Annotated in this window: 27 protein-coding genes and 1 riboswitch; of the genes, 11 read left to right on the top strand and 16 right to left on the bottom strand. The window is 54.5% G+C overall.

Annotated features, from left to right (window positions below):
- Positions 1-91: 91 nt before the first annotated feature.
- Positions 92-523: a VOC family protein gene (locus tag K1718_RS12370; RefSeq protein ID WP_152501205.1), complete on the bottom strand. Its 432-nt coding sequence runs from the start codon at positions 521-523 to the stop codon at positions 92-94.
- A 305-nt stretch (positions 524-828) separates the two neighbouring features.
- On the opposite strand from K1718_RS12370, the gene K1718_RS12375 reads away from it, so the two are divergent.
- The gene (locus K1718_RS12375; protein ID WP_152501206.1) at positions 829-1,686 is read left to right on the top strand and encodes a branched-chain amino acid aminotransferase; all 858 of its coding nucleotides are present in this window, start codon (positions 829-831) and stop codon (positions 1,684-1,686) included.
- Between the two features lie 50 nt (positions 1,687-1,736).
- On the opposite strand, the gene K1718_RS12380 is transcribed toward K1718_RS12375, so the two are convergent.
- The 3 genes from K1718_RS12380 to K1718_RS12390 form a co-directional block, all read right to left on the bottom strand.
- A complete protein-coding gene (locus K1718_RS12380) occupies positions 1,737-2,924 on the bottom strand; it encodes a YbfB/YjiJ family MFS transporter (protein ID WP_265684618.1) in 1,188 nt (395 codons plus the stop codon).
- Between the two features lie 242 nt (positions 2,925-3,166).
- Positions 3,167-3,547, bottom strand: coding sequence for a DUF1761 domain-containing protein (locus K1718_RS12385; protein WP_265684619.1), 381 nt, complete (start codon positions 3,545-3,547; stop codon positions 3,167-3,169).
- Positions 3,548-3,815: 268 nt separating this feature from the next.
- Positions 3,816-4,001 (bottom strand): hypothetical protein, encoded by a 186-nt coding sequence (locus K1718_RS12390; RefSeq protein WP_173005982.1) that lies wholly within the window; start codon positions 3,999-4,001, stop codon positions 3,816-3,818.
- Positions 4,002-4,269: 268 nt separating this feature from the next.
- On the opposite strand from K1718_RS12390, the gene K1718_RS12395 reads away from it, so the two are divergent.
- From K1718_RS12395 to K1718_RS12410, 4 genes are all read left to right on the top strand, one after another.
- Complete coding sequence (locus K1718_RS12395; protein WP_265684620.1) at positions 4,270-4,872, top strand: superoxide dismutase; 603 nt, start codon at positions 4,270-4,272, stop codon at positions 4,870-4,872.
- A gap of 195 nt (positions 4,873-5,067) precedes the next feature.
- Positions 5,068-5,529 (top strand): c-type cytochrome, encoded by a 462-nt coding sequence (locus K1718_RS12400; protein ID WP_152501209.1) that lies wholly within the window; start codon positions 5,068-5,070, stop codon positions 5,527-5,529.
- 47 nt (positions 5,530-5,576) lie between these two features.
- The gene (locus K1718_RS12405; RefSeq protein WP_265684621.1) at positions 5,577-6,509 is read left to right on the top strand and encodes a c-type cytochrome; all 933 of its coding nucleotides are present in this window, start codon (positions 5,577-5,579) and stop codon (positions 6,507-6,509) included.
- Between the two features lie 35 nt (positions 6,510-6,544).
- The gene (locus K1718_RS12410; RefSeq protein WP_265684622.1) at positions 6,545-7,039 is read left to right on the top strand and encodes a GNAT family N-acetyltransferase; all 495 of its coding nucleotides are present in this window, start codon (positions 6,545-6,547) and stop codon (positions 7,037-7,039) included.
- Between the two features lie 20 nt (positions 7,040-7,059).
- Here K1718_RS12410 and K1718_RS12415 read toward each other — a convergent pair whose 3' ends face one another.
- From K1718_RS12415 to K1718_RS12425, 3 genes are read right to left on the bottom strand one after another with little or no spacing between them, the layout of a single operon-like run.
- Positions 7,060-7,434 (bottom strand): RidA family protein, encoded by a 375-nt coding sequence (locus K1718_RS12415; RefSeq protein WP_265684623.1) that lies wholly within the window; start codon positions 7,432-7,434, stop codon positions 7,060-7,062.
- On the bottom strand, positions 7,409-7,669 hold the full coding sequence (locus K1718_RS12420; protein ID WP_265684624.1) for a DUF2798 domain-containing protein: 261 nt from the start codon (positions 7,667-7,669) through the stop codon (positions 7,409-7,411). The genes K1718_RS12415 and K1718_RS12420 overlap by 26 nt, the downstream gene beginning before the upstream one ends.
- A gap of 6 nt (positions 7,670-7,675) precedes the next feature.
- A complete protein-coding gene (locus tag K1718_RS12425; RefSeq protein WP_265684625.1) occupies positions 7,676-7,987 on the bottom strand; it encodes a putative quinol monooxygenase in 312 nt (103 codons plus the stop codon).
- A gap of 103 nt (positions 7,988-8,090) precedes the next feature.
- Between K1718_RS12425 and K1718_RS12430 the strand changes: the two genes are divergently transcribed.
- Complete coding sequence (locus K1718_RS12430; protein WP_265684626.1) at positions 8,091-9,017, top strand: LysR family transcriptional regulator; 927 nt, start codon at positions 8,091-8,093, stop codon at positions 9,015-9,017.
- Here K1718_RS12430 and K1718_RS12435 read toward each other — a convergent pair.
- From K1718_RS12435 to K1718_RS12460, 6 genes are all read right to left on the bottom strand, one after another.
- Positions 9,005-9,388 (bottom strand): hypothetical protein, encoded by a 384-nt coding sequence (locus K1718_RS12435; protein WP_265684627.1) that lies wholly within the window; start codon positions 9,386-9,388, stop codon positions 9,005-9,007. The genes K1718_RS12430 and K1718_RS12435 overlap by 13 nt on opposite strands.
- A gap of 199 nt (positions 9,389-9,587) precedes the next feature.
- Positions 9,588-10,637 carry a hypothetical protein gene (locus tag K1718_RS12440; RefSeq protein ID WP_265684628.1) on the bottom strand — a complete coding sequence of 350 codons (1,050 nt, stop codon included), beginning with the start codon at positions 10,635-10,637 and terminating at the stop codon, positions 9,588-9,590.
- Between the two features lie 280 nt (positions 10,638-10,917).
- Positions 10,918-12,510, bottom strand: a complete 1,593-nt coding sequence (locus K1718_RS12445; RefSeq protein ID WP_152501219.1) for an ABC transporter substrate-binding protein — start codon at positions 12,508-12,510, stop codon at positions 10,918-10,920.
- A 374-nt stretch (positions 12,511-12,884) separates the two neighbouring features.
- Entirely contained in the window at positions 12,885-14,969 is a 2,085-nt protein-coding gene (locus K1718_RS12450; RefSeq protein ID WP_265684694.1) for a S9 family peptidase, read from the bottom strand.
- A gap of 150 nt (positions 14,970-15,119) precedes the next feature.
- Positions 15,120-16,130 (bottom strand): cytochrome d ubiquinol oxidase subunit II, encoded by a 1,011-nt coding sequence (locus K1718_RS12455; RefSeq protein ID WP_265684695.1) that lies wholly within the window; start codon positions 16,128-16,130, stop codon positions 15,120-15,122.
- A gap of 5 nt (positions 16,131-16,135) precedes the next feature.
- Entirely contained in the window at positions 16,136-17,509 is a 1,374-nt protein-coding gene (locus K1718_RS12460) for a cytochrome ubiquinol oxidase subunit I (RefSeq protein ID WP_265684629.1), read from the bottom strand.
- A 384-nt stretch (positions 17,510-17,893) separates the two neighbouring features.
- Positions 17,894-18,103, top strand: a riboswitch (cobalamin riboswitch).
- A gap of 351 nt (positions 18,104-18,454) precedes the next feature.
- On the opposite strand from K1718_RS12460, the gene K1718_RS12465 reads away from it, so the two are divergent.
- The 4 genes from K1718_RS12465 (at position 18,455) to K1718_RS12480 (ending at position 21,679) form a co-directional block, all read left to right on the top strand.
- Positions 18,455-18,865: a DUF1636 domain-containing protein gene (locus tag K1718_RS12465; RefSeq protein WP_335343019.1), complete on the top strand. Its 411-nt coding sequence runs from the start codon at positions 18,455-18,457 to the stop codon at positions 18,863-18,865.
- Entirely contained in the window at positions 18,862-19,635 is a 774-nt protein-coding gene (locus tag K1718_RS12470) for an ABC transporter ATP-binding protein (RefSeq protein ID WP_265684630.1), read from the top strand. Before K1718_RS12465 ends, K1718_RS12470 begins: the two co-directional genes overlap by 4 nt.
- Before the next feature lie 16 nt (positions 19,636-19,651).
- Positions 19,652-20,587 carry an ABC transporter substrate-binding protein gene (locus K1718_RS12475; RefSeq protein ID WP_265684631.1) on the top strand — a complete coding sequence of 312 codons (936 nt, stop codon included), beginning with the start codon at positions 19,652-19,654 and terminating at the stop codon, positions 20,585-20,587.
- Between the two features lie 123 nt (positions 20,588-20,710).
- Positions 20,711-21,679 (top strand): FecCD family ABC transporter permease, encoded by a 969-nt coding sequence (locus K1718_RS12480; protein ID WP_265684696.1) that lies wholly within the window; start codon positions 20,711-20,713, stop codon positions 21,677-21,679.
- Here K1718_RS12480 and K1718_RS12485 read toward each other — a convergent pair.
- Both K1718_RS12485 and K1718_RS12490 read right to left on the bottom strand, forming a co-directional pair.
- Positions 21,639-22,880: an MFS transporter gene (locus K1718_RS12485; protein ID WP_265684632.1), complete on the bottom strand. Its 1,242-nt coding sequence runs from the start codon at positions 22,878-22,880 to the stop codon at positions 21,639-21,641. The genes K1718_RS12480 and K1718_RS12485 overlap by 41 nt on opposite strands.
- 236 nt (positions 22,881-23,116) lie before the next feature.
- Positions 23,117-23,983 (bottom strand): SDR family oxidoreductase, encoded by an 867-nt coding sequence (locus tag K1718_RS12490; protein WP_265684633.1) that lies wholly within the window; start codon positions 23,981-23,983, stop codon positions 23,117-23,119.
- Between the two features lie 135 nt (positions 23,984-24,118).
- On the opposite strand from K1718_RS12490, the gene K1718_RS12495 reads away from it, so the two are divergent.
- A complete protein-coding gene (locus K1718_RS12495; protein WP_265684634.1) occupies positions 24,119-24,535 on the top strand; it encodes a winged helix-turn-helix transcriptional regulator in 417 nt (138 codons plus the stop codon).
- 36 nt (positions 24,536-24,571) lie between these two features.
- Here the strand turns inward: K1718_RS12495 and K1718_RS12500 are convergent, their stop codons facing one another.
- Positions 24,572-25,474 carry a hypothetical protein gene (locus K1718_RS12500; protein WP_265684635.1) on the bottom strand — a complete coding sequence of 301 codons (903 nt, stop codon included), beginning with the start codon at positions 25,472-25,474 and terminating at the stop codon, positions 24,572-24,574.

Below are 25,474 nucleotides of genomic sequence, written 5' to 3' on the forward strand. Positions count from 1 at the left end.
CCTTAAAAATGAACCGCGGCAGAGAAGCCTCTGGCGGACCGTGCGTCAAGCACGCTGATATGCGACAAAAGTGGCATAGGCTCAAGCCAGATTACTCGGTTGGAAGTTCTACCGCCCCATCCGGTGCTATTGTCCAGAAAGGATTGTGCGCGATTTCCAACAGATGACCACCGGGCACTTCGACATAAGAGCTGTACCCACCCCAAAAGGCCTTTTCGGGTGTTTTGACCGGGTTTGCCCCAGCCTTTACCGCCTTGGCAAACATCTCATCGACGTCTTTTTCAGAGCGGGCGTTCCAGGCAAGGGTAATCGCGCCGGTTGGATTTTCGGTTACCGGGCGGTCGATTTCCTTGGCGAGTGCTTCACGGGAATAGAGCGCAAACACGCCTCCGATGACCTGAAAGAAAACGACCTCAGGTGAGGGGGCGGCGTTGACCTTCCAGCCGAGACCACTTTCAAAGAATTGACGGGCAGCTCCGACATCGGGAACTGCGAGGGTTGTCATTGAAATACGTTGTTCCATGTCACAGATCTCCTTTTTGATGCGTAAGAACAAATAGAGAACATTGTCGTTACTGTGTCAACGTCTCGACAACAATAGTGTGGTGGCAGCCGCCCGTGGTTTTCAAATTTCAGAAGAAGGATCTGAAGGAAGAAAATTCCTTTTTGAGTGCGCACTTTGGAGGTTTTTGTCTCAAAACACGAGCCTTTGAGGAATAAAGAAAGCGACTTTTTTCAATCATGCGGTAAGCTATTGACCTTGGATTGTGCGCGGTGTTGTGTCGGTTTGCAAGACAGCTGGCGACAGGAAGAAAAACTGGAGGAAACATGAGCGGGTGGAGTGACACATGGACCTGGATCGACGGGACTTGGCACGAAGGCAATCCGCCAATCATGGGGCCGCGAACCCATGCCTCCTGGTTGGGGTCTAGTGTTTTCGATGGGGCCCGTTTCTTCGATGGCGTCATGCCCGATATTGATCTGCATTGCTTGCGCGTCAACGATTCTGCCCTGGCACTAGGCATCAAGCCAACCATGAAAGTCGGTGACATGGTTGAGCTCACAAAGGAAGGTTGCGCCAAATTCAAAGGCGATCAGCAGATTTATGTGAAGCCGATGTATTGGTCGGAACACGACGGACCCGGTGTCATCACCGGGGATCCGAACAGCACACGTTTTTGCCTTTGTCTGTTCGACGCGCCAATGGCTCCCAAGGATACCGCGATGAGCATCACGCTGTCGCCTTATCGTCGGCCGACAATGGAATGTATGCCGGTCAATGCCAAGGCCGGATGCCTATATCCCAACAATGCCAGGGCTATGGTTGAGGCCAAGGAACGCGGCTTCGACAATGCTGTTGTAAGGGATATGCTCGGCAATGTCGCTGAGTTGACGTCTGCCAATATCTTTATGGCAAAAGACGGCAAGGTTCACACACCGGCTCCGAACGGAACTTTTCTGAACGGCATCACGCGCCAGCGTGTCATTCAGCTGCTCAGATCTGCGGGCTTTGATGTGTTTGAGCGCACAATGGGCTATCAGGATTTTCTCGAAGCGGACGAGATTTTTTCGACCGGGAACTATAACAAGGTCACTCCGGTGAAGCGCATCGAGAAGAGAGACCTGCAGCCAGGTCCAATTGCAGCTCGTGCACGCGACCTTTACTGGGACTTCTCGCATTCCTGATCCCGGGAGACACGTTACCCTGTCTTGACCTGAAGAACAGGTCCGTGCGGCTACCTTACCGCAAGCGCTGCCGCAACAAGCAGGGCTACTGCTGCTGCCAGCGATGCCCCATCAAACGAGCCCGTGAGGTTGTGCAGATAGCCTGCAAACCACGGGCCGATCACCTGGCCAATTCCGAAACTGGCCGTCAGGATGGCCAACATCCTTCGGATCGCTTCAGGGCCACCCGCACTTGCCAGGCGCCGGCCTTCCATCAAGCCAAGCGCAGTCATGCCCATGAAGGTGCCCCCAAGAAGAGCTGCACCCAGCAGGAATACTGATGGAGCCTGCCCAATCACAGTGAGGGCGACACCGGCTGCTTCGATGACACTTGCCAAAGCAAAGGCGCGCCTTGCCCCCAGAGAATTGGAAACTTTGTTCCAGATATAGATCGACGGCACCGCAAAAAGGCCAACGGTCAGCCAGACAAAAGGCTCGGCTGGCTGCAGGGCAGGGGTCGTTCGCGCAATCGTGGAGACAAATGTTGCGGTGATGACATAGCCGAAGCCAAACAGTCCATAGGCAAGGATTAATCGAACAAGGCCGGGTTCCAGATAGCTTATTGTTGTCTCGTAGCTATTTACGGCGCTGGTGGTGGCCTCGTTGGATGGATTTAAGAGCGAAGTGTCTTTGCCCGGTACAAGAAAAGCTGCCAATACCAGAAGAACAAAAGTTGCAGCGCCACTCGCCAGCCACAAGCCACGCCAATCAGTCCCTGCATGCGCGAGGGATGCTACCAGTATTGCTGAAAAGGCGATGCCGCAGCCGACACCGGCAAAATGCAGCGCAGAGAGGCCTCCGCGGCCTGCGGCGTTGAGGCGTTCAAGGATCAGGGTTGTTGAAAAAACGAGAACAAATGCGCTGGCTACACCGCTCAGGAAACGGATTGCCAAAAAAGCAAAGAGAGCAGTTGTCAGAGCCATTGCAGCGCTTGTCAGCGCGCTGACAAGCAATCCGCCAAGGAACCACATGCGAGGGCTGCCTGACAAAAAACGTGACGCGCCAGCAAGAGCTCCGGAAAGATAGCCAAGAAAATTTGCAGCCGCGATCAGACCTGCTTCATCGGCTGGCAGATTCAAGCCTTCGGTCATGAAAGGCAGGATTGGCGTGTAAACGAACCGGCCGATACCCATAGCAGCGGCAAGCGCGCAAAGGCCGCCGATTGCAAGTGTGGCCGGATCGCGGGAGAGGGCTTTCATTCCGGTCTCGCGGCTTCCGGTATTTCCAGTCAGTGCCATTTAGCGCGAATGGAAGGGTCTTTGCCACTCTCGATTTGCCATGTCACTCGGCTCGTTGGAAATTCAAGCGCGTTTCGATTGCTTTGCCGGGTCCGGAACTGGATCGAGATCCAGGCCAATTTGTTGCGCTATCGGGGTTGGTCTTCTCTTAGGGCAGCCTGAAACAGGACTTCTGCAGCGTCGCGTTTGCGGACCAGATTGTTTCAAAGAAGAGCCTGCGCAAGGATCATCAGAACTCCCGCACCCACAATGTAGCCGGCGTCTATGGCAAGTGCAGCAAAGCTCTTTTTGCAGAAAGCACCATTTGAAATCGTCAATGCGGCAGCGGCCAGAATGGCAAGAATAGCCGCGAACAGCGCATTGAATGTAGCGGTGATGCCAATCACGGTCGCCAAAAAGAACAGCCCGATTATCTGAAGCATCATGGCGCTCATCGGAGGCTTACTGTCTTTGTTGAGTTCGACACCGGAACCTTGGGCCCAGGCTTTCGCAAAGAGCAACGGGGAATAAACCAGCCATCCGAACAAGAAAGCGACGACGGTGCCAGCACCAACTGCAATCCAGTTTACGTTTTCAACTTCCACTATCGCCTCCTTACCACAGTCCGACGGGTTGCCAGACATTCAGGAACCCGCGAGCAACACTTTCATTCAACCGTAGAGGTGAATTAGCAGGCGATATCCAATCAGTCAACTTAATGGTTGATTGACGTGATTGAGTTTAGCGGTCTAGCTTGAAGTGCCTGCGAACTGAGACCGTTCAGGACCCGTGAAGATTTGAGGTCGTGAAATCAGGCTGTCGGCGGCACGACAGGAAACTGTTTACTGAAAAAGCCGGAGGTCTGAATGTTGCTCAGCCATGGAGCGTACAGAATTCCGGGCGTTGGCTCTGTTCTTGATTACAGCAGTTTTTATAGTTGTTGTAGCACTGGTCAAGCGAACTCCAATCACTTTCTTCAGTATACTTTGGAAATAATGCAGCAATAATGATTGTTGCCGAAACAATAAGAGCAATCGAGTAAGTGTTTTTTAACGCCATAACTCTCTCCTTGTTGTTTGGCCTCCGGTCTAATAACTTTTTTGACCTTATCAGATTGAGCAACACTTGCCGTGCTGCGGATCACACAAAGACATGTTTCCAGAAGCACTGGATCCGGAGAGAGGTCAGAATAAAAAAACAAGAAAATTTTTTTTTATTTTGCGTTACACGCTTGCCGACAGCTCATTGCAATCCTATTTTGCCGCTCGAAGCGGTTCTTCTGGCGGTTGCCCGGACCGCCGGTCACTGACCTTTTGAGGAGTTTGTCATGTCATTCGAATTGCCCGACCTGCCATATGCATATGATGCCCTGGCACCTTACATGTCTGCTGAAACCCTGGAATTTCATCATGACAAACACCACCAGGCCTATGTTACCAAAGGCAACGAGCTGCTTGCCGGCGGTGGTCTGGAAGGCAAGTCTCTTGAAGACATCGTGAAGGAGAGCTACGGCAAAAACGCACCGCTCTTCAACAACGCTGGTCAGCACTACAATCACATCCATTTCTGGAAGTGGATGAAGAAAAACGGCGGCGGCTCTTCCTTGCCGGGTGCACTTGCTTCCGCAATTGACAGTGATTTGGGCGGGTTCGACAAGTTCCGCGCTGATTTCATTGCCGCTGGCGTTGGCCAGTTCGGTTCCGGTTGGGCTTGGGTTGCCGTGAAAGACGGCAAGCTTGAGATCATGAAGACACCTAACGGCGAGAACCCGCTGGTTCACGGTGCAACACCGATCCTCGGCTGCGATGTGTGGGAGCACTCCTATTACATCGATTATCGCAATGCGCGACCGAAATATCTGGAAGCATTTGTCGACAGCATGATCGACTGGGACTATGTGCTGGAGCTTTACGAAGCAGCCACCAGGTAACATCGTCGTATCGATGTGAATACGAAGCCCCGGTCTCGCGACCGGGGTTTTTTGTTGTGTCATGCAAAGAGCGACACTTTGTTACAAAATAGGCAGGTGATCACAGGAGCGTGATTTTGATAGTGCTCCGATCTTGCGCTGTACTCAGCAAGGTATGAAATGCCATCGAACTCATGACGCGAGAGGGAGAAAAATATGCGCATTGTCAGGAAAATGGCCGTGGCCGGATTGGTTTTAGGTCTTGGTGCAGTCAGCATTGCCGCGCAGGCATCCGACGACCCCATTGAAACCCGCAAGGCAATTATGTCGTCTGTTGGTGCAGCTGCCGGTTTGGGCGGCGGCATGATGAAAGCCGAAATCGACTATGTTCCTGCTGCTGGAAAAGCAGCAATCGCCACCGTAAGAGCCGCTTCTCTGACATTTGGTGACTATTATCCTGCGGGTTCCGATCAGGGCGACACCGGGGCAGCCGCGGCGATCTGGGAAGATCCGGACGGGTTTGCCGCCGAGCTTGCAAAGTTTCAGGCTGCAACTGAAAAGGCCGCTGCGGCTTCAGGAAAAGACGGTCCGGCGGATCTTGACGCATTCAAAGGAGCCATGGGGCCGGTTCTTGCAACTTGCAAATCCTGCCACGAGACGTACCGTAAGAAGAACTGACCGGGCGCGATCCGGAGATTCTCTTTGGTCTTTTCGGGAGAGGCCCGATGAAAAAGGCAATCCTTGTAATTGTTGTTCTGGCGGGGATTGCCGCCGCCATCGGTTGGGGCCTCTCTGCGCCCACACGAATGAGTGCGGAACAGGCGTCCGCGCTGAAAGAAGGCGATCCCGCGAAGGGTGAGCTTGTCTTCTGGGCAGGTGGCTGCGCTTCCTGCCATGCCGAGAAGGGAGCAAAGGGCGACGATCTCTTGAACCTTGGCGGCGGCTTGCGACTCGAAACGCCCTTCGGCGTGTTCGTTGCTCCCAACATTTCGTCGAGCGAGGCCGACGGGATCGGTGGCTGGTCTCTGATTGATTTTGCAAATGCAATGACGCACGGAACGTCACCTGACGGTCAGAATTTCTATCCGGCCTTTCCATATACTTCTTACGCGCGCATGACGCCGGAAGACCTTGGTGATCTTTACGCGTTCCTGGCAACGGTCCCGTCCATTGACGGCAAAGCTGCGCCGCATGAGCTCGGCTTTCCTTTCAATATTCGCCGGGGCCTCGGGTTGTGGAAACGTATGTTCCTGGATCCGGCTCCCGTCGTTTCGCAGCCGAGTGGCGATGGCGATATAGACACTGAGCTATGGGACCGCGGCCGCTATCTCGTTGAAGGGCCAGGCCACTGCGGTGAGTGCCACACACCACGCGATTTTGCCGGCGGACTCATTTTGTCTGACTGGCTTGGCGGTGCGCCTGCTCCCACTGGAGAAGGGAGAATTCCGGACATCACGCCGACGCCAGGAGGGTTTGGCAGCTGGAGCGCTGCTGACATTGCTTACTATCTGGAAAGCGGTTTTACGCCGGAATATGATTCCGTGGGTGGTGAAATGGTGCATGTGCAGGAAAACATGGCCCGCCTTCCAGCAAGTGACAGAAATGCGATTGCGGCCTATCTGAAAGCAATTCCAGTCGTCGCTGAACCGGCAAACTGACCAAAACCATCAAGTGGACGCCATCAGCCAATCTCATGACATTACAGAGCAGTATCACAATATCGCCCGTGGAGAGTGCGCGGGATCTGGACACCGTGAAGGATCTCTTCCGAGCCTATGTCGACTGGCTCGATATCGACTTGTCCTACCAGGGTTTTGAAGAAGAACTTGCTGGTATGCCGGGCAAGTATGCACCTCCGAAGGGTGCTCTTTTCCTGGCAAAAGACGAGACGAATGCGATCCTTGGCTGTGTCGGCCTGAGGGCTTTTGATGAAAACGGCGCCTGTGAGATGAAGCGGCTCTATGTTCTGCCGAAAGGGCGGGGACGCGGTGTTGGAGCCGGTTTGGTCGAGCGCGTGCTTGATGCCGCCGTTACGGCTGGGTACAGCGAAATGCTACTGGATACATTGCCGTCCATGTCTGGCGCCATCAAGCTCTACAAGGCTGCGGGCTTTGTTGAAGTGCCTGCCTACTATTCTACTCCGATCGAAGAAACGATCTTTTTCAAGAAAGACCTTTCGGTACGTTGAAGCAGTGCATCCGGGCAGTGTTAAGCCGCAATGGTCGCTTCGATTTCCACCTTCAGTTCCGGCGCGAACAATCCTGAAACCATCACAAGCGAGCTTGCTGGAACCGCGTCCTTGTATCGGGCCGAAAGCGCGGCTCTTATGCCGGGAATGTCAGCCGGGTCAGTCACGAAAACCGTAACCTTGATGAGGTCGGCAAGTGATCTGCCAAATTGCTCTGCGATAAATTCCAATTGTTCAAGCACGGCATAGGTTTGTTCACGCGCCGAGCCTTTTTGCCGATCGGTGCCGAAGGCCGTAAAGCCGGAGGTGAAAAGCGTATCCCCGTGTCTGACGACGTGTGAGTAGGGGCCAACCGGCAGGCCAAGTTTTTCAAAGTTTTTGCGGGTCAGTGTCATTTTTTGATCCTTTGAACTTGGGAAGCCGGTTTGCCAGGTAACCGGCCAGTGTTTGAGCGGGCGGGCCAAGAAGGAAGGCAAGGATGGCTGCCGGCGGCCAGGCGAGCCGAAACGCTGCCATCCATTGAGCTACAAAGCTGTCTGACCAACCCAGATTGATGAGTGTCACCCAGCAGGACATGAGAAGCGACAGGCCGAATGACATCAGGATTGCAGCAATCAAACGGTGTTTCATCGGTACTCAAGCTGTGTCCGGCCGAGCATTCGACCCGATTTCGCCAAGCTCTTCGATATAGTTCACTTCTGTCAGGTTTCGCGCCAGATAGGCTTTCGTGTGTGGCATTTCAAAGTGGTCCTGTAGTGCCTGCCGGTTCGTCCAGCATTCCCACAATGTGAACTTCTGCGGTTGTTTGAGGTTCTGACGGATTTCAAACAGGATGCAGCCGGGCTCGCTCTGGGTCTGCTCCACAAGAAGCCGCAGTCCGTTTTCAGCTTCTTTCAGGTCAGCTCCTTCCTGAAGCTCGATGCCTGCGCTTACGAAATAGTTCGACATTGCACTCTCCATTGTTGATTGGTGTGACTGCGGACTGATGTATTGATTTCATTTATTTAAATCTATATCGAATGATGAGACTTCAATTTTCGAAAATGAAATCATGCTTGACGATCTCGCGCTTTTTATTCGCATCGCTCAAAACCGTAGCCTGTCGGCTGCAGCCAAACAGCTGGGTGTCCCGCCGGCGACCGTGACCCGGCGCTTGCGCAAATTGGAGGAAGGGATCGGTGCGCAGCTCGTTCACCGGTCCGCTCGAAAGTTTGCGCTTACATCCGAGGGGGAGGTGTATTTCGAGGCATTCGCTGATCTCCTCCAGCAGGCTGAGACTTCATTGCGAGGGTTGAGTGCGGATCTCAATGAAATGAGAGGGCCACTGCGCGTGGCGGCACCAACCAACATCTCCGTCGGCATGCTGGAACCCATGTGGTCGTCATTCTTGAAGACCTACCCTGATATCCAGCTCACACTGCAACTGAGCAATGAAAATCAGGACCTTTTGGAGAACCGAATTGATCTGGCACTTCGGTTCGGACCACAGACCGATCAGCGTCTCTATCAGAAACATGTCGGTCGTGTTGCAACCATGCTGGTGGCTGCGCCGGACTATCTGGCCAAAGCAGGTGCTCCGGAGAGACCGGAAGACCTGCAGTCCCACAAACTGATCTGGGTGCCTTCGCTGCCTCATTGGCAGCTCCAGAACATGGATACGGGGGAGAAAGCAGCTCATTACCCGGCAATAAATGTAGCTGTGGACGATATCGGACTGGCCTGTCAGTTATCCGCCGGCGGACACGGTATTGCACTGTTGCCCGTCACCGAAACGTCCGGGAATATTCTGGCAGGCCGGTTGAAATTTGTTCTGCCGCGCTGGTGCGGCCAGACACGTGAGGCTTACGCTGTGTGGCCCACAGGTCGTCTTTTAAGTGCCAGAGCCAAATGCCTGCGCGACTTTATGGAAACCTATATGGCAGAGCGGCTCATCTTTCAGGGAGAGTTGCCGGAAAGCGGGGTCAATCAAGCCGTGTAGGTGTTGCAGCGCATGAAGCGTGGAACGTCGATATAGTCACGCATGTAAAACAGCCATGCTTGGCATTCCTGCTCTGTCTTAAAACATCCGGCCTGTGAGATCTGATAGCGCCTGTCGAAATTGATCACGCGTCCGCTGGCGATGCCTTTCCAGCCACTGCCCGTGAACGACCGGCAGTCGTAAGGTGTGTTGTAGGTGTAAGGAATATTGCCAAGGTCCTTGGAGAAGGTCGGAGCAAAAAGCAGATCTGAAGGCGTCTGGAACTGGTTTTGACATGCGGCAAGACCAAGAGCTGCCGCAATGACCGTTGCGCGAAGACCGGTTTTGGATGCGCTAACAGCGCTCTGAAAACGGCGGACTTTGCGGGACATGGCAGGCTCCAGTGATATGTCGGAATCGGCCCATTCGGGCATCAAAAGACTGATTTGCAACAGGGCTCACTTGAGCCGAAGACTGGGTCAAAATCAAGTCACGAAAGGCGAAGCCCTTCACTCAAAAGAGCGAAGGGCGATCGGTCAATCTGTTTGTGGAACGCCAAAGGGCTGAACCTGTAAAAGCCGAGGTGATCTGTTATGCGAACGGATCTACGTTGGGCAGGTTGAAATCGAATGGATTTTCCAGGCCCTGGTCAATGTCATCCCACTGCTGATAATGCCCATCTTCCTGCAGCTGCAGTAAAACCGCTTCCAGGTGGTCACTGACCGTTCCGACTGCATCCCAGGCGTCACCCATGCCAGCCGCAAAACGGGCGATTTCGTCATAAAAGCCCTGTGGAAGCGCACCGATTTCAATCTCGTCAAGGCTGGAAAAGTAGAACGGGAATGGCGTTTCATACTCGAAAAGATAGGCCCGTTCCGCGCCGTTCAGGTAGATGATTTCACCTTCGAACATGACCGAAAGTGACATCTCGTACCTGCCGAAATCGGTCAACTGAATGTCGATAGCGAATTCGAAAATCATTTCGAATTCTGCGATCCCGTAGTCGAACGCTTCGCCATAAACCTCCAACATCTGTTCCTGACCAAAGGCTGTCAGAACCTGGTTGCCGTGTTCATCGAAGGTTTCTGCCTGAATTGTGGTGCCAACCTCGGAGGCCATTTCCATATAGAGCTGTCGGAACTGGTTGTCGTAGAAGTTCCCTTCGAACGCCTGCATCAGCCCGCTCTGGTATTCAACGGCAACCTCCTGGCCATTGTAAAAACCGGACTTGATTTCGGTCGCACGCTCCTCGGCGAGGGTCATGATGTCTAGCGTTCCGTCCGAGGTGCGGAACGTGTGGTTCATCATTTCAAGGCCGAAGCCGAGCTGCTGCTCTCCGGCACCATTCGCAGACTGGACTTCCGAAGTGATCCCGCCCTGTGGTCCTTCCTGCAGGTCGCCGACCGGAAGGTTGTCTTTCCCGTTGAGGGCATATGGGTCGAGGTTCAGAAAGGGCAGGGCGTGGTCCGACTGTCCTGTTCCGGTGGCCTCTGTCGCTGTTGCGTCCGTTTTAAAATCTGTACCGGGCGGACCCCCAGCATCTTTCTGGCTTGTTGTCGACTTCAAAGCATCGAGCTGCTTGTCCAGCAGCGTTGTCATGTCAAACAAGGCAGTATTACGTGATCCGATATGAGTAGTCATAGTGTTCCTCTCCAGAAGTGCTGCATTGATCAAAAAATGACTAATTTGATTGCGCGCTTTTGACGTGGGGAGGTTTTTTCTACTATTCAATATTAATAGTTATTCATGAACCCGATGTAATATTTTGGTTTTCGTATTAAATACATTTATGAGTTGAGGCGAAATTTTTGCAAATGATTTGGAGCTGCGTCCCTCTAGGTGGAATTTAGACTTCCAATAGTTAGAGGAAAAAAAAGCCGGTGCATTGCACCGGCTTTCTGTATTGGAGTGGGCTGTAAACTTAGTTCACGTTGATCCAACGCAACATGAGGAAGTTGTCTGCCCGCTGAGTCAGGTCGATATTGGATTTCGATCCCCAGAGCAGCGGCTGTACATGAAGCGGGACATAGACGACATCATCGCGGATCATCGTGGCCACTTCATCCAGCATTGCCTGACGCTTGTCTGCATCGATTTCTTTCTGGATCTGAGGGAGAAGTTCATCGACGCGTTCGTTGGAGTAACCACCGAAGTTCCAGCTGCCGAGTTTTTTCTCGTCATTTTTTGTGGTGACGAGGAAACGGACCGGATGTTCCGCGTCGAAGGTTCCCGGTGACCAACCCAGAAGGTACATGTCGAAATTGCCGGCCCTAAGCTCCGGCCAGTAGTTTCGAACGGGCATGGCCTTGAGGTCGGCTTTCATACCGGCCTGTGTCAGCATTGCCGCCATTGCCTTGCAGAGTGCTTCGTCATTGATGTACCGGTCATTCGGGCACATCAGGCCAAAGGAGAACCCGTCCGGGTAACCCGCTTCGTTCAGCAGGGCCTTGGCGCCGTCCGGGTCATATCCGATGCGTTCGCTTGCTGCTTCGCTGAAGCCCTTCATCTGGGGGCTGACCAACTGGCTGGCAACCTCGGCATTGCCGCGCATGATTTTGTCGACAAGCGCTTCCGCGCTGATTGCCTTTTGAACTGCTTCACGGACCTTCACATCCTGAAAGGGGTTCTTGTCGGAGGTCTCGTTCGAGTACTTCAAGGCATCATGGCCGTGGGCAAAACCAAGCATGATCACCCTGGCTTCAATGCCCTGGTGAAGTGTCAGGCCATCCTGGCCTTCGATGCGTCCGACGTCCTGCACAGGCACCGGATTGATCAGATCGACCTGCCCGCTCAGAAGACCGGCGACCGCTGTCGCTGGGTTGGCAATCGGAATGAAGGTTGCCTTTGTGAGGTTGTGTTTCTTTTCGTCCCACCAGCCCTCGTTGGGCTCAAGCACGGTTTGAACACCGGGCTCGCGAGAGGCCAGCTTGAATGGGCCGGTGCCGTTTGCGTTCAAAGTGGCGTAGGTTTCGCTGTCCTTGGCCGGCCGTTCAGCGCCATTGGCCTCTGCCCAACCCTTGTCCAGGATCATGAAATTCGCAATGGAATCGGGGAATATCGGGTTTGGCGCATGCGTCAGAAAGTCGATGGTGTGGTCGTCGACAATCTTGACTTCCTTGACCGGTGCGAACCACGAACTGGTGTCGGCCTCTTCGGAAGAAGCGCGCTCATAGGAAAAGAGAACGTCTTCCGCAGTGAAATCTGCACCGTCATGGAACTTGACGTCCTTGCGCAGGTTGAAGCGCCAACCGTCGCCGCCAAGCGGTTCCCAGCTTTCAGCGAGGGAACCCTCGATTGCCATGTCCTTGTCGCGACGGACCAGACCCTCATAAACATTGTTCAAGAAGCCGAGCACAGGCGCGGAGTTAACCGCGTGAGGATCCATGGTCTGCGGGTCGGTCGGCGAAGACCACTTGAGCTCTGCAGCGCTTGCAAGAGAAACGGAAGAAAGCAGGGCAGCGGCGAGCGTTAAACCGGCTGCGAAACGGCCAGTTTGGCGTAATGACTTTGTCATGACATCCCCATCAACTGTTGTTTGGTCTGATTATCGAAACAACCTAAGTCATTTCAGGACAAAAGAAACACCGGACCCGCATGCGTGTCCGGTGTTCATTTAAACTTTTCGTGATGGGAAAATCCAGGCTTCCTCAGCCACAGCCGCCGACGTACTTTTGTTCTGCGTTTTGCAGAACAGGCTAACTTTCGTTGGCGCTTCGACCGAGCCAAACAAAGGGCACCCTAACGACGATCCTCTTATATCCGGCAGTTGCGGCGACTACCGAGAAACTCTTCGTTTTTTTCAGACAAATTGACCAACACAAATAAATGCCCAACCATGGAAGGTCGGGCCTTTTTGATATTCAGAAAACTTGCGGTCTTAAATCAGGTCTAGGCCTTTCCGGCCACCATCAGCGCAAAGGCCTGAACCAGTGCAACTTCCTTGAGCCGGTCAAAGCGACCTGACGCCCCGCCGTGACCCGCCTCCATGTTGGTTTTGAGCATCAGGAGGCTGTTATCGGTTTTAACGGCACGCAGTTTGGCGACCCATTTTGCGGGCTCCCAATAGGTGACACGCGGGTCGGTGAGGCCGGCAACCGCCAGGATTGCAGGATAGTCCTTTGCCGAAACATTGTCGTAGGGAGAATAGGAGGCGATGTATTCGTAGGCCGATTTGTCCGTAATCGGATTGCCCCATTCCGGCCATTCCGGCGGTGTCAGAGGCAGCGTGTCGTCAAGCATCGTTGCCAGAACGTCGACAAATGGGACCTCGGCAATAATGCCGCCGAATTTCTCGGGAGCCAGGTTGGCAACGGCGCCCATCAGCATCCCGCCAGCAGATCCGCCGTGGGCAATGATGCGGTCATAGCCAGAGAACTTCTCCGCAACGAGATGATCCGCTGCCGCGATGAAGTCCGTGAAGGTGTTTTTTTTCTTCTCCCGGCGGCCTTCCTTGTACCAGCGGAACCCCTTTTCCTTGCCGCCACGCATGTGGGCAATGGCATAAACGAAGCCGCGGTCAACCAGCGAAAGACAATTCGTGTTGAAACTTGCCGGTATGCTGATGCCGTAGGAGCCGTAGCCGTAAAGAAGCAGCGGGGCAGAACCGTCAAGTTTTGTGTCCTTGCGATACAAAATCGAGACGGGAACTGTTTCTCCATCTTCTGCCGGTGCCATCAGCCGTCTAGTCACGTAGTCAGAGGCGGTGTGGCCGGATGGCACTTCCTGTTCCTTGCGCAGGACCCTTTCACGGGTTTCGACATTGTAGTCGAAGGTCTGCGAAGGTGTGGTCATGGAAGAATAGGTGAAGCGAATGGTCGTCGTATCGAACTCGTAGCCGCCACCTGCTCCCAATGAATACGCTTCTTCGTCGAATGCGATCGAATGTTCAATATTGTCGGTCAAGCGGCGGATGACAATGCGAGGAAGCCCATCTTCTCGTTCCAGCCGTGTCATGAAGGTCTTGTAGACACAGTGAGAGAGCACGAGACAGCCGGGCTTGTGGGGCACAAGATCTGTCCAGAACTCGCGGCCCGGCGTCGCCTTGGGAGCTGTTACGATCTTGAAGTCTTCCGCATCTCCAAGGTTCGTCAGGATGTAGAGCGTGTCGCCATGGTCATCGACGGAATATTCGACACCTGTATCGCGCGGGGCAATCAGGACTGGCGGTGTTTCCGGCCTATTTGCCGGGATCATCCAGACTTCTGACGTTTCATGGTCATGGATGTCGATAAGGATCGTGTCGCCGGACTGGGTCTTGCCCACTCCCATGAAAAAACCGCTGTCCTTTTCTTCGTAGACCAGAACATCGTTGGCCGGATCGGTGCCGATCTCGTGGCGGAAAAGCTTGGAGGGCCGATGATTGTCATCCAGCCGGATGTAGAAGACAAATTTGCTGTCTGCGCAAAAGACGCCGCCGCCGCCGGTGTCCTCGATGCGATAGTCAAGATCCTTGCCGCTCTCGATGTCACGGAGCTGCATTGAATAGTATTCCGAACCCTTGTCATCGTAGGCCCAGGCCAGGAGCTTGTGATCGGGTGACTGGCTGGCTGCGCCAATCTTGAAATAGGCCTTTCCCTCAGCTTCCTTGTCGCCGTGCAGCAATACGGTTTCCTTGCCGCCGTCACGAGGTGTGCGGAAAAAGATGGGTTGCTGTCCACCGGTCTCATATTTCAGAGCATAGGCATATGGCCCGTCGGGCGATGGGACGGAGCTGTCGTCTTCCTTGATCCGGCCTCGCATTTCACCAAAGAGCGTTTCCTGCAGCTCTTTGGTAGCGGCCATCTGACTTTCCTGAAAGGCGTTTTCAGCTTCCAGATAGGCGCGAATGTCCGCATCAAGGACGGACGGATCGCGCATGACTTCTTGCCAGTTATCAGCTCGAAGCCAGCCATAGTCGTCCTGGCGGGAGATCCCGTGTGTCACGAGGGTTTCGGGGCGCGCTTCGGCGCGCGGGGGAAAAGCATCCTGTTTCATGGTTCCGAGGTAGGTTTTTTCCATGATGAAGGCAAGGTCGACGCCTTTGAAAAAGTCATTGTTTCCCGCATGGTCTTGGCTCTGCAAGCGCTGAACACTGTCAAAACTGCAAAGACTTTAGCCAAAGCCACCGACATCGGAAACGCCAGATCAATCGTAAGTCAGCTCCGTCGCTTTGCCGCGGAACACCGTGTAGGCCAGGATCGTGTAGCCGATGATCACGGGCAGCACGAAGATTGCCCCCAGCAAAATGATAAAGAGGCTCTCCGGAGCGCTGGCGCTCTCGTAAAGGGTGAGTTTTTCCGGGACCACGTAAGGATAGAACGAGTATGCGAGCCCCGAAAAGGCGAGCGTGAACAGCGTCGCCGTTACGGAGAAGGGAACCCAGCTCCATCTATCCTTGCTGTCGGGCAGGTGTTTCAGTGCAGTCCACAATACGAACAGGAGGAGCGCGGACATGAGTGGCAACGGCGCCAGCAGGATGATGGAGGGAAAGGAGAACCACTTCTCAAAAATCCTGCTGCTGACAAGGGGACTTGCCAAAGAAACGGCACCCAGTCCGAGGATCACACCCCATAGGTTTCGGCGAGCCCAATTGACTGCTCTTGTCTGCAGATCACCTTCGGTTTTGATGATCAGCCAGCTTGCTCCGATCAGTCCGTAACCTGCGGTCAGGCAGACTGCGGTCAGCAATCCGAAGGCAACGGTCGTTGCGCTCTGTTCCAGGCCCATAATGTAGATGCCGAGCATATAGCCCTGCGAAAGGGAAGCGGACAGGGAGCCCAGGAAAAAGGCCAGGTTCCAGCGCACTTTTTGAGTGCCGGTGGTCTTGGCCCTGAATTCGAACGCAACGCCCCTCAAAATTAAACCAATCAGCATGATCGCGACCGGCAGATAGAGCGCGGTCAATATGGTTCCGTGTGCGGCGGGAAAGGCAACAAGCAGCAATCCGACGGCCAGAACCAGCCAGGTTTCATTGGCATCCCAGAAGGGCCCGATAGCGGCGACCATTCGGTCCTTCTCTGCATCAGTTGCCAAGGGAAACAGGATGCCGACGCCAAGATCAAAGCCGTCAAGAATGACATAGACCAGGATCGAAAGGCCCATCAGCGCGGCAAAGGCAAGCGGAAGCCAGGTTGCGGGATCTCCGAAAAGGGTCATCATAATTACTCCGCGGGCACGAGCGAGACCTGCGCCGCCCCTGAATGGGGGCGGGCGTCGGTGTTTGTGGATTTTCGGGCGAGGCGGAAGATCACAGTGATATAGGCGGCCAGCAACACAGCGTAGACAGCGAGATAAGCCGCAAGGGTCGAGGCAACCATGCCTGCGGGCACGTCGGCAACTGCTGCTTCTGTGGTCAGTACCCCCTGAACCAACCAGGGTTGCCGTCCGATTTCCGTCGTGTACCAGCCAGCCAGCGTTGCGATCCAGCCCGAGAAGGTCATTGCCACGAGGCCCCGCAGTATCCAGGGATTAAGCTTGTCAATTCCGCCGCTGCGGCGCAGGGCGACCAGCGTTCCCCAGCTTGCCAACAGCATCAGCATTCCAGTTCCGACCATCACGCGGAAAGACCAGAAGACCGGTGCAACGGGCGGGTGCAAGGGCGATCCATCTTCGGCGTAAAAATCGTTCAATCCGGGAACGACACCGTCCGGATCGTGTTTCAGGATCAAGGACGCGCCATTCGGGACAGCCAGTTCAAAGCGGTTCTCTCGCGCTTCTTCATCGGGTAGGGCGAACAGAAGCAGCGGAACATTTGATCCCGTGGTCCAGTTGCCTTCCATCGCCGCAACTTTTTGTGGCTGATGTTCGAGGGTGTTCAGACCATGCAGATCTCCTGCATAGATTTGCACCGGGATAAGAATGGCCGCCATCCAGATGCCTGTTTTGAAAGAAAGCCGCACACCTTTTGACGTGTCGCCGATCAGGCGTCGATAAGCGGAGACCCCGGTAATCAGGAATGCCACGGTCAGACCACTCGCCAGCAGCATATGCGCCAGACGGTACGGCATCGATGGATTGAAGACGATCGCCATCCAGTCAGTTGCGTGGACCACACCGTCTCTCAGCTCAAACCCGGTCGGAGTGTGCATCCAGGAATTCAGAACCAGGATCCAGAACGCGCTGACTGTGGTTCCGAATGCAACCAGGAAGGTTGCCAACGTATGCAGCCAGTTGGGGACCCGGCGCGATCCGAACAGCATGATGCCGAGAAACGCAGCTTCCAGGAAAAAGGCAGTCAACACCTCATAAGCCAGGAGCGGCCCGGCGACATTTCCGACCGTTTCCATGAAGCCGGGCCAGTTTGTTCCGAACTGAAAGCTCATCGTAATGCCACTAACGACACCGAGGCCGAAAGACAACGCGAACACCTTTACCCAGAACCGGTAGGCCGCCATCCAGCGGTCGTCAGCGGTTGCGTTGAAACGAAGCTTGAAAAACAGCAACACCCAACCGAGGGCGATGGTGATTGTCGGAAACAGGATGTGAAACGAGATATTCGCGGCAAACTGAATCCGGCTTAACAGCAGCTCTTCCATGTGACACCTTTCAAGCCGTCAACTCTTGCTGCTGAATATGGAATTCTACTTATCGGCTACAATCGAATTTGGCTTGCCTGCGGCGCCATGCCCTGCGGCAACCGGTCACTCGGTCACGTTGCCCCATCGAATGCAATGCATGTTGGGCGTTCTTGTTCCTTAAAAACGTTCAATATGCCATTGCTGAGCACATCGCGCAGAAAGACCTGTGGAACGTCCAGGTTCAAAATTTCCGCAATGACAACTTTCAGCTCGCTCGACCATTGAAACTGGAGCAGACGGTTTCGGTGCCCTGTTCGTTTGCATCCCAACCAAGATGTGGATTTGGGGTGTCCAAATATTCCCCCGAGCGTGAATGGCTTGATTGACTCAACTACAAAATTGCGGCAATCAGTTTTCAATGGTTTCCGAATCCGAGACCGGATCGGGATTAAAAGGGAACACGGTGAGGCGTAGCCAGAAGGCACCAAATCCGTGACTGCCCCCGCAACTGTGAACGGCGAGCAAACCTGAAAGCGCCACTGGGTTTCCCGGGAAGGATCAGGCAAGCGACGACCCGTAAGTCAGGAGACCTGCCATTGCATTTTCAACTTCAACCCGGGCGGGGTGTCCTGGAGGAGCGAGTGGCATGGCATATCGGCTATTTTTGCTGACACAAATTGACATTCGGTTCTTGAACGCCCCGCGCCATCGCGGAGGGCGATATGAACCGGAGCAACACGACTACCAATTCCATTGATCCTGTCTTCCTGAAGGCTACAGACCCGTTAAGTGAACGCGCCGCGCGAGCCATGCAGCCGAACGCTCGTCCTGTGGGGCTTGTCAAAAAACCGATTCGTAATGTAATAACATTACAGAACTTTATACCTGACCGTACTCCGCAAGTTATTTTGCGTCCCCAGGAAGGGAACGAACCAGGCAGTTTCGGGAAAAGTGTGGCGGAGAATGATGATGCAAGGTGACAAACACAAGATCTTTGTCTGCACATCCTGCCGCTACAAGGGCACCAGCTGCCGGCCGGGTTTCGAGCTGATCAAGAAACTTCAGGACGCAATGCGTCTTGCGACACCGATAGTGGGTGACGATTTTGAAGTGTCCGGCATTGCCTGCATGGCCGGCTGCGACAGGCCCTGTACGGTTGCTTATCGAGCCAGTGGCAAGGCGACCTATCTGTTTGGCGATATAGACCCTGAGACCGATATTGAGGACCTTATTGCCTTTGCGCGGCAGTATCAGGACCTCACAGATGGTTGGTGCTCTTCGACGGTGCGACCGGGCAAACTTCGGAAAACCACACTCGCACGCATTCCATCTGCGATGATCCTGACCCAGGCTGAGGAGACTGCAGCCTCATGAGCGGTGCAGTTCTCAGTGTTCAGGATGTCGGATGGTCGCCAGGCAGGGGACATACACTTTTGAGCGGCGTCAGTTTTGACGTTCCTGCCGGCAAGGTGTTGGGGGTCGCCGGTGCCAACGGTGCTGGTAAATCCACTCTGCTCCGGCTGCTCTATCGGTTTCACAAGCCGGTTACCGGGACCGTTCGTCTCGACGGTGAAGACATCTGGTCCATGTCGGCAAGGGAAACGGCGCAAAAAGTTGCCGCGGTCCTGCAAGAGCAACCCGGAGATTTCGCACTTTCCGTTCGTGAGATTGTCGAACTCGGGCGCCGCCCACACGGCTCGGGGTTTGCCAGAGGCGGTAGGCGGGATACCGAAATTGTCGATGAGGCCCTGGAGCGTATGGGCCTCAACGACTTGTCTGCACGTTCTCTCGGGACCCTTTCAGGCGGCGAACGCCAGCGAGTCATGGTGGCCCGCGCGCTGGCTCAAAAACCGCAGCTTCTCATTCTTGATGAGCCGACCAATCACCTAGATATTCGTCATCAACTGGAAATCGTGACGCTGATCAGCAGCCTCAACATCACAATCGTCACCAGTCTGCATGATCTCAACCTGGCAGGCCGCGTGTGTGATCAGGTGCTGCTTTTGCACAAAGGCAGATCACTTGGTTTTGGAACTCCGGAAGAGGTTCTGACGCCAACGCATATCGAACAAGCTTACTCCGTCTTTGTCCGTCAGGAGCGGCTTAGTCAAAGTCACGAACAATATCTCACCTTTCACCTTTGAAAACGGAACTCGTATCATGAAACGTATTGCGCTTAGTCTCGTCCTGACCGTCATGGCCGGTTCTGCATTTGCAGAAACCACAGTGCAGAGCTGTGACCGGGAGGTTGTCTTCTCCGAGCCGCCGAAAGCGGCGGTATCCAACGACGTGAACCTCACGGAAATGATGCTCGCTCTTGGTCTTCGAGATCATATGGTCGGTTACACCGGCATCTCGGGCTGGAAAACGCTGGATGAGGAAATGCGCGAGGGAGTTGCCGAAATGCCGGAGCTTTCCGCCAAATATCCGACCAAAGAGGTGCTGATTGGAGCAGATGCCGATTTTTATTTCGCAGGCTGGAACTACGGCATGAAGGTTGGCGGCGAGGTCACGCCTGAGACGCTGGAGCCATTTGGCATCAAAGTCTACGAACTGACGGAATCTTGCATTCACATCGGTGAAAAGCCAAAGGTCTCCATGGGAGACATGTACAACGACCTTATCAATCTTGGAAAAATCTTCGGCGTGGAAGATGCAGCCTATGATCTGGTGGCCGGCTACAAGGCCGAGCTGGACGCATTTACATCCAATTTGAATGCCGGCGAAAAGCCGCTGCGCGTTTTCGTTTATGACAGTGGTGAGGACAAACCCTTTACGGCAGGTCGATATGCCATGCCGACTGCGCTGATCGAAGCTGCTGGGGGCATCAATGTTCTGGACAGCTTTGAGAAAAGCTGGGCAACGGTCGACTGGGAGGCGGTCGTCGAGGCAGATCCGGAAATGGTTGTCATCGTCAATTACGGAAAGGTCACGGCTGAGCAGAAGCGCGATTTCATGAAAAACAATCCCGCATTGGCCGAAATTGATGCGGTCAAGAATGACCGGTTCGTGACACTGGAGTATGTTGAGGCAACACCGGGTCCGCGCAACATCAAGGCCGTGAAGAAGCTCGCCAACGCATTTTGGGGCGAGTGATCCTTGCTACAGCGATCGCACCATAGCCAATCCCTAAATGAGGCAACAAAGGAACCGGATCTAAGGAAGCGCTGGCGTTTTCTCGGGCTGGTTCTGATTGGCTTCGCGGCTCTTTGCCTTTCTATGGTTGTCGCGGTTTCGGTCGGAGCTGTTCCAGTTCCGGCCGGAACGGTGCTTGGTGTTGTTGCGAACAAATTGGTTCCAGGTCTGTTCGACGTGACTTGGTCGAGCGGTCGGGAAGCAATTGTCTGGGAAATCCGGTTTCCAAGGGTTCTGCTTGCGGGTTTTGTCGGCGCTGGGCTGGCCGTGGTCGGTGCTGCGCTGCAGTCCGTGACACGCAATCCGCTCGCTGATCCACATCTTCTCGGGATATCATCGGGCGGTGCCGCAGGCGCGATCCTGGCCCTACTTCACACTGGGCTTTTCCTTGGGTTGCTAACCGTTCCGCTGATGGCGTTCGCCGGAGCGCTTATTGCGACGCTCGTGGTCCTCGGGGTTACGCGTTTTGCGGTTGCCACCAGCGCCGACAAGCTTGTGCTTGCCGGGGTGGCTGTCTCCTTCATCATCATGTCGCTTGCCAATGTGCTGATTTTTCTGGGAGATCCGAAAGCGACGCATACAGTTGTTTTCTGGATGCTGGGAGGTCTTGGGCTAGCCCAATGGCTTCATCTCCTGTTTCCGCTCGGCATCCTGCTTCTGACGGTTCCCTATCTCATGCTCAGGGCTGCGGATCTCAATGCCATGACCATTGGTGATGAGACTGCGGCAACGCTTGGTATCCCGGTGACCCGTTTCCGTTTCACCGTGTTTGTCGTCGGCGCACTTATCACAGGTGTCATGGTGGCTTTTTCCGGGATCATCGGATTTGTCGGTCTGATGATCCCACATATTGCACGGTTCCTGGTTGGGGGCAGTTATACGCGTGTCTTGCCTGCGTCCTTGCTTCTTGGAGCGATTTTCCTGATCTGGGCGGATGTTGCAGCACGCACTTTAATGGCCCCGGAGGATATGCCCATCGGGATTGTGACCGGATTGATCGGCGGAGTGTTCTTTATTCTCCTGCTGCGAGCGAAGACCGGCGGCGACCGCTGAACAGGATGAAAATGGCAATGGCCATGTTCAAGAGGTTCCAGGCAATGCCGTTGAGGAACGCGGCTTCATATGACCCGGTCAAATCGTAAATCAGGCCCGAGAGCCAGCCGCCAAGGGCCATTCCCAGGATGGTCGACATGACTACGAGGCCAACACGTTGTCCCGCTTCTCTTGCCGGCAGGTATTCTCGCACGATGACGGCATAGCTCGGCACGATGCCGCCTTGTGAAAGTCCGAAGATCAAGGACACGAGATAGAGCGACGCCAGCCCGTCAAAAGGTATAAACAACAACAGAGAAAGGCACTGTCCGACCGAGCCGAGCAAAAGTGTTTTTATGCCGCCGATCTTGTCGGCGATCAGGCCTGAGGCCAACCGACTGATCACACCTGCGCCTGTCATCAGAGCTATCATGTCAGCGCCGGGCGCAACGCCATATCCGAGATCCACGCAATAGGCCACGATGTGAACCTGCGGCATCGACATGGCGACACAACACGCAATACCGGCAATCACCAACAGGGTCTGGAGAGCGGCGGGTGACAGGCCTGTGGTCTGTCCACCGAAACGGGCAGCGTGCACGGGTGTTGCCGACAAGGCATTTTCAGGTGGGGGACGCCGCAGGATGAAGGCCAATGGCACCATGGTGGCAATGCAGATCGCAGCAATGAGCAGGTAGGTGTCACGCCAATCAGTAAATCCAAGGCTCCATTGGATGATCGAGGGCCAAAGCACACCGGCCAGGTAGTTTCCGCAGGCAGCGCAACCAACGGCAAAACCACGCCGCTTTAAGAACCAGTGCGAGATATCGGCAATCAAGGGGCCGAAGGTTGCCGAGGTTCCAAGGCCGATCAGGAGCCCTTGAGCGACAGTGAAAAGCCATACATTCGGTGCGAGCGCGGCCAGTGCAAATCCGGAACTTAGGAAAACAGCCGAAACAATAACCGGGAGCACGATCCCGTAACGGTCAACAAATCTGCCGAGAATGTAATTGCCGGCAGCAAATCCGAGCATGGTTGCGGTGTAGGGCAGGGCCGCGTCGGCCCGGTCGATGCCGAAATCGTTCTGAACTGCGGGCAGCACGATAACGACTGCCCACATTCCGGCTCCGCCCAGAGTCCCAAGCAGAATGCAGATCGCCAGCCGGAACCAGGCGTAGGGCCCGTCCTGAGAATAAGTATCAGGGGTCGCTGATCTGGACACTTTGTCGAAGGCTCCGGTGATGAGGTTCCGGGCTATCAGCTTTACACAGCACAATCCAATTCAATTTGCTCATGAAATTGGTCAGGGATTTGAATGAATGACTTGGGATAGTCAGTCGTTGAGGCAGGGGAAGCGCTGCCATAAAGACTGGCAGCCGCTTCGTTATCAACGGATTGCAGGATGTTTTTAAATTGCCCAAAAGGGGCCTCCTGATCGGAAAGCCCCTTAGAGCCGGATCAGACTGTCCTTTCGGACGTGGCCAAGGTTTCTTCGATAAAGCTCCGCAATGATTTGGCGGGGCGACCTATAAGCTTTTCAAGGTCTGTTGAGGCCGTTTCGAGTTCGCCGGCCTCAGCGCCGCGATCCGCGTCAGCCAATGCTTTCGCAAGTCCTTCCGGCAGGCCAGCCTGAACAAGCATTTCGGCGTAAGCCGTTTCGTCCAGATTGTTATACGCAATGAGGCGCCCGGACAGCCGGGAGAGCTCTTCGGCAAACTCGCGACGGGTGAACGCGGGTGTTCCACCAAGATCAAACGAACGCGTTGAAAGATCCGTGCCGGCAACCACCCTGGCAGCAGCTTCGGCATAGTCCTCTCGTCCGGCAGCAGAAAACTTGCCGTCGCCACTCGCACCTATAACGGCTCCGTGGGCAAGCGCGGCGGCAACAGTTCCGGCAAAGTTTTCAAGATACCAGCCGTTCCGCAATATGGCGTGGGCGATACCGCTTTCTACAAGCAGCTTTTCCGTTTCAATGTGTTCAGCGCCCAAAATCAAACTGGATTGGGGGACGTTCAGCAAGCTTGTATAGACAATGAACTGCACTCCGGCAGCTTTTGCTGCATCGATGATTGCCGCATGCTGTGGAACACGTTTGCCCACTTCGGACCCTGAGATAACCACAAGACGTTCAACACCTGAAAGTGCGGCGGCAAGACTCGCCGGATCATCATAGTCTCCCTTCACTACGGAGATTTGCTCTGAAGCAATGTCTTGTCCCTTTGCAGGTGTTCGAACCAATGCACGAACTTGCTCGCTGGTTTGTATGGCAAGGTGTTTCAGGACAAGGCGTCCCAATTGGCCATTGGCACCCGTGACTGCGATCATTGTGTTTCTCCTTCAAACGACCGGTGTTGGTTCGGATGCTTTCCATGTAGACCTGGTACTTACTTTTTGTTAGTACATACAAAAAGGTTAGTTTTAAGCCGGTTCAATGCTGGAACCAGCATTTTGGGAAAAAGCATGACAGATCAGTCGGATGGCACAACCAAGACGAATGCGGGAGCATCAAAACCATTGTCAGCGATGCTGCGGCAAGGAGAGCTTTTCAATCAGAAATGCCCTTCGCGTGAGATCCTGAAACATCTGACAAGCCGCTGGGGTGTCTTGGTGTTGATTGCGCTGCTGGATCAGGAGCATCGGTTCTCCGAGCTCCGGCGCAAAGTAGGGGGCGTCAGCGAAAAGATGCTGGCGCAAACGTTGCAGACACTTGAAGCCGACGGTTTCGTCAACCGGTATTCCCATCCTGTCGTACCACCTCATGTCGACTACAGCCTGACACCTATCGGGCGCGAAGTCGCGCTTAAGGTGCGCGACTTTGCCGATTGGATAGAAGTGAATATCGGGCGCATACTTGCAGCTCAAAAAGCTGAAGCGTGATGAACCTGGAATGCTGGACTGAATGGGTTACTCAGGCTAACGCGGAGGGCACAAGGTGACATCCTGGCCGGACACCAGATCGAACCTCACACAGTCCGGCCCCGCGCCTTTTTCAAGTTCGACGCGCTTCAGGACTGGAGCAGAAAGCTCTATCTTGCTGAATTCCTTCAGTTGGCCACCCTCAATTCCCACGACGCGCAATTGGCGCAGATTGTCAGACGGAACGACCAGTTCCGGTCTGCTGTCTCCTGTCCATGAAATGTCAGCGGAGAGATCCTGGTGCCGAGATCCGATCTTGTGGTTGGAGAAGCCAGGAAGTGATGCAATCGGCGTGAGTTCTTTGCCCTGCCATTCCAGAAGGTAGAGTGTTCCCCCAATGTGGGGTGTCTCGACATAGGCAATCTGTTGCGAGCCGGTTCCGGCGTAATCTGCAATGCCGGCAATGTTCAGCCACCTGTTGGCGCGGCCAATCGGTTCATTGTTTGCCACTTCCACCAGCGCATTGCCTCGAACGCCGTAAATCGCGACGCTGCCACCGCCATTTTGATATGACTTGATGGTGATGATCTCAGGCTGGCCATCTCCGTCCAAGTCGACAATCCGGGGTGTACGGTCCTCGAAAACTTGCGTCCTTGGAAGGATGAGAGAGTATTTCCGCCCGTCGCGAAAAGCGACGTGCAAGGCTCCGGCTTCGATAGCGTCGCCCAGGATGTTGTGGCGATATCGATCGGTGGGGGATCCATACCAGGCCGCAATTGATTGGCCGTCGGGTGTCGTATGGAGCGCAAATTCACCATCGGGCAATCCGCGATCAGGCTTTGTCTGTTGTCCGTTCCAAACGGCCTCGGGCAAGGCTGATACCGTGCCGGCACTCACGGGAGAAGCGTAAAATCCCGCCGAAATCATCAAAAATGCGAAAGAAGCAATAAGTTGCTGCAT

Origin of the sequence: Roseibium porphyridii (genome assembly GCF_026191725.2) — a bacterium.
Lineage (GTDB): Bacteria > Pseudomonadota > Alphaproteobacteria > Rhizobiales > Stappiaceae > Roseibium > Roseibium porphyridii.

What these genes read in the sequence shown, in the direction of transcription:
- K1718_RS12370 (WP_152501205.1), bottom strand. Translation starts at nt 523, where the DNA reads ATGGAACAACGTATTTCAATGACAACCCTCGCAGTTCCCGATGTCGGA.
- K1718_RS12375 (WP_152501206.1), top strand. Translation starts at nt 829, where the DNA reads ATGAGCGGGTGGAGTGACACATGGACCTGGATCGACGGGACTTGGCAC.
- K1718_RS12380 (WP_265684618.1), bottom strand. Translation starts at nt 2,924, where the DNA reads ATGAAAGCCCTCTCCCGCGATCCGGCCACACTTGCAATCGGCGGCCTT.
- K1718_RS12390 (WP_173005982.1), bottom strand. Translation starts at nt 4,001, where the DNA reads ATGGCGTTAAAAAACACTTACTCGATTGCTCTTATTGTTTCGGCAACA.
- K1718_RS12395 (WP_265684620.1), top strand. Translation starts at nt 4,270, where the DNA reads ATGTCATTCGAATTGCCCGACCTGCCATATGCATATGATGCCCTGGCA.
- K1718_RS12400 (WP_152501209.1), top strand. Translation starts at nt 5,068, where the DNA reads ATGCGCATTGTCAGGAAAATGGCCGTGGCCGGATTGGTTTTAGGTCTT.
- K1718_RS12405 (WP_265684621.1), top strand. Translation starts at nt 5,577, where the DNA reads ATGAAAAAGGCAATCCTTGTAATTGTTGTTCTGGCGGGGATTGCCGCC.
- K1718_RS12410 (WP_265684622.1), top strand. Translation starts at nt 6,545, where the DNA reads ATGACATTACAGAGCAGTATCACAATATCGCCCGTGGAGAGTGCGCGG.
- K1718_RS12415 (WP_265684623.1), bottom strand. Translation starts at nt 7,434, where the DNA reads ATGACACTGACCCGCAAAAACTTTGAAAAACTTGGCCTGCCGGTTGGC.
- K1718_RS12420 (WP_265684624.1), bottom strand. Translation starts at nt 7,669, where the DNA reads ATGAAACACCGTTTGATTGCTGCAATCCTGATGTCATTCGGCCTGTCG.
- K1718_RS12425 (WP_265684625.1), bottom strand. Translation starts at nt 7,987, where the DNA reads ATGTCGAACTATTTCGTAAGCGCAGGCATCGAGCTTCAGGAAGGAGCT.
- K1718_RS12430 (WP_265684626.1), top strand. Translation starts at nt 8,091, where the DNA reads ATGCTTGACGATCTCGCGCTTTTTATTCGCATCGCTCAAAACCGTAGC.
- K1718_RS12435 (WP_265684627.1), bottom strand. Translation starts at nt 9,388, where the DNA reads ATGTCCCGCAAAGTCCGCCGTTTTCAGAGCGCTGTTAGCGCATCCAAA.
- K1718_RS12440 (WP_265684628.1), bottom strand. Translation starts at nt 10,637, where the DNA reads ATGACTACTCATATCGGATCACGTAATACTGCCTTGTTTGACATGACA.
- K1718_RS12445 (WP_152501219.1), bottom strand. Translation starts at nt 12,510, where the DNA reads ATGACAAAGTCATTACGCCAAACTGGCCGTTTCGCAGCCGGTTTAACG.
- K1718_RS12450 (WP_265684694.1), bottom strand. Translation starts at nt 14,969, where the DNA reads ATGAAACAGGATGCTTTTCCCCCGCGCGCCGAAGCGCGCCCCGAAACC.
- K1718_RS12455 (WP_265684695.1), bottom strand. Translation starts at nt 16,130, where the DNA reads ATGACCCTTTTCGGAGATCCCGCAACCTGGCTTCCGCTTGCCTTTGCC.
- K1718_RS12460 (WP_265684629.1), bottom strand. Translation starts at nt 17,509, where the DNA reads ATGGAAGAGCTGCTGTTAAGCCGGATTCAGTTTGCCGCGAATATCTCG.
- K1718_RS12465 (WP_335343019.1), top strand. Translation starts at nt 18,455, where the DNA reads ATGATGATGCAAGGTGACAAACACAAGATCTTTGTCTGCACATCCTGC.
- K1718_RS12470 (WP_265684630.1), top strand. Translation starts at nt 18,862, where the DNA reads ATGAGCGGTGCAGTTCTCAGTGTTCAGGATGTCGGATGGTCGCCAGGC.
- K1718_RS12475 (WP_265684631.1), top strand. Translation starts at nt 19,652, where the DNA reads ATGAAACGTATTGCGCTTAGTCTCGTCCTGACCGTCATGGCCGGTTCT.
- K1718_RS12480 (WP_265684696.1), top strand. Translation starts at nt 20,711, where the DNA reads ATGGTTGTCGCGGTTTCGGTCGGAGCTGTTCCAGTTCCGGCCGGAACG.
- K1718_RS12490 (WP_265684633.1), bottom strand. Translation starts at nt 23,983, where the DNA reads ATGATCGCAGTCACGGGTGCCAATGGCCAATTGGGACGCCTTGTCCTG.
- K1718_RS12495 (WP_265684634.1), top strand. Translation starts at nt 24,119, where the DNA reads ATGACAGATCAGTCGGATGGCACAACCAAGACGAATGCGGGAGCATCA.
- K1718_RS12500 (WP_265684635.1), bottom strand. Translation starts at nt 25,474, where the DNA reads ATGCAGCAACTTATTGCTTCTTTCGCATTTTTGATGATTTCGGCGGGA.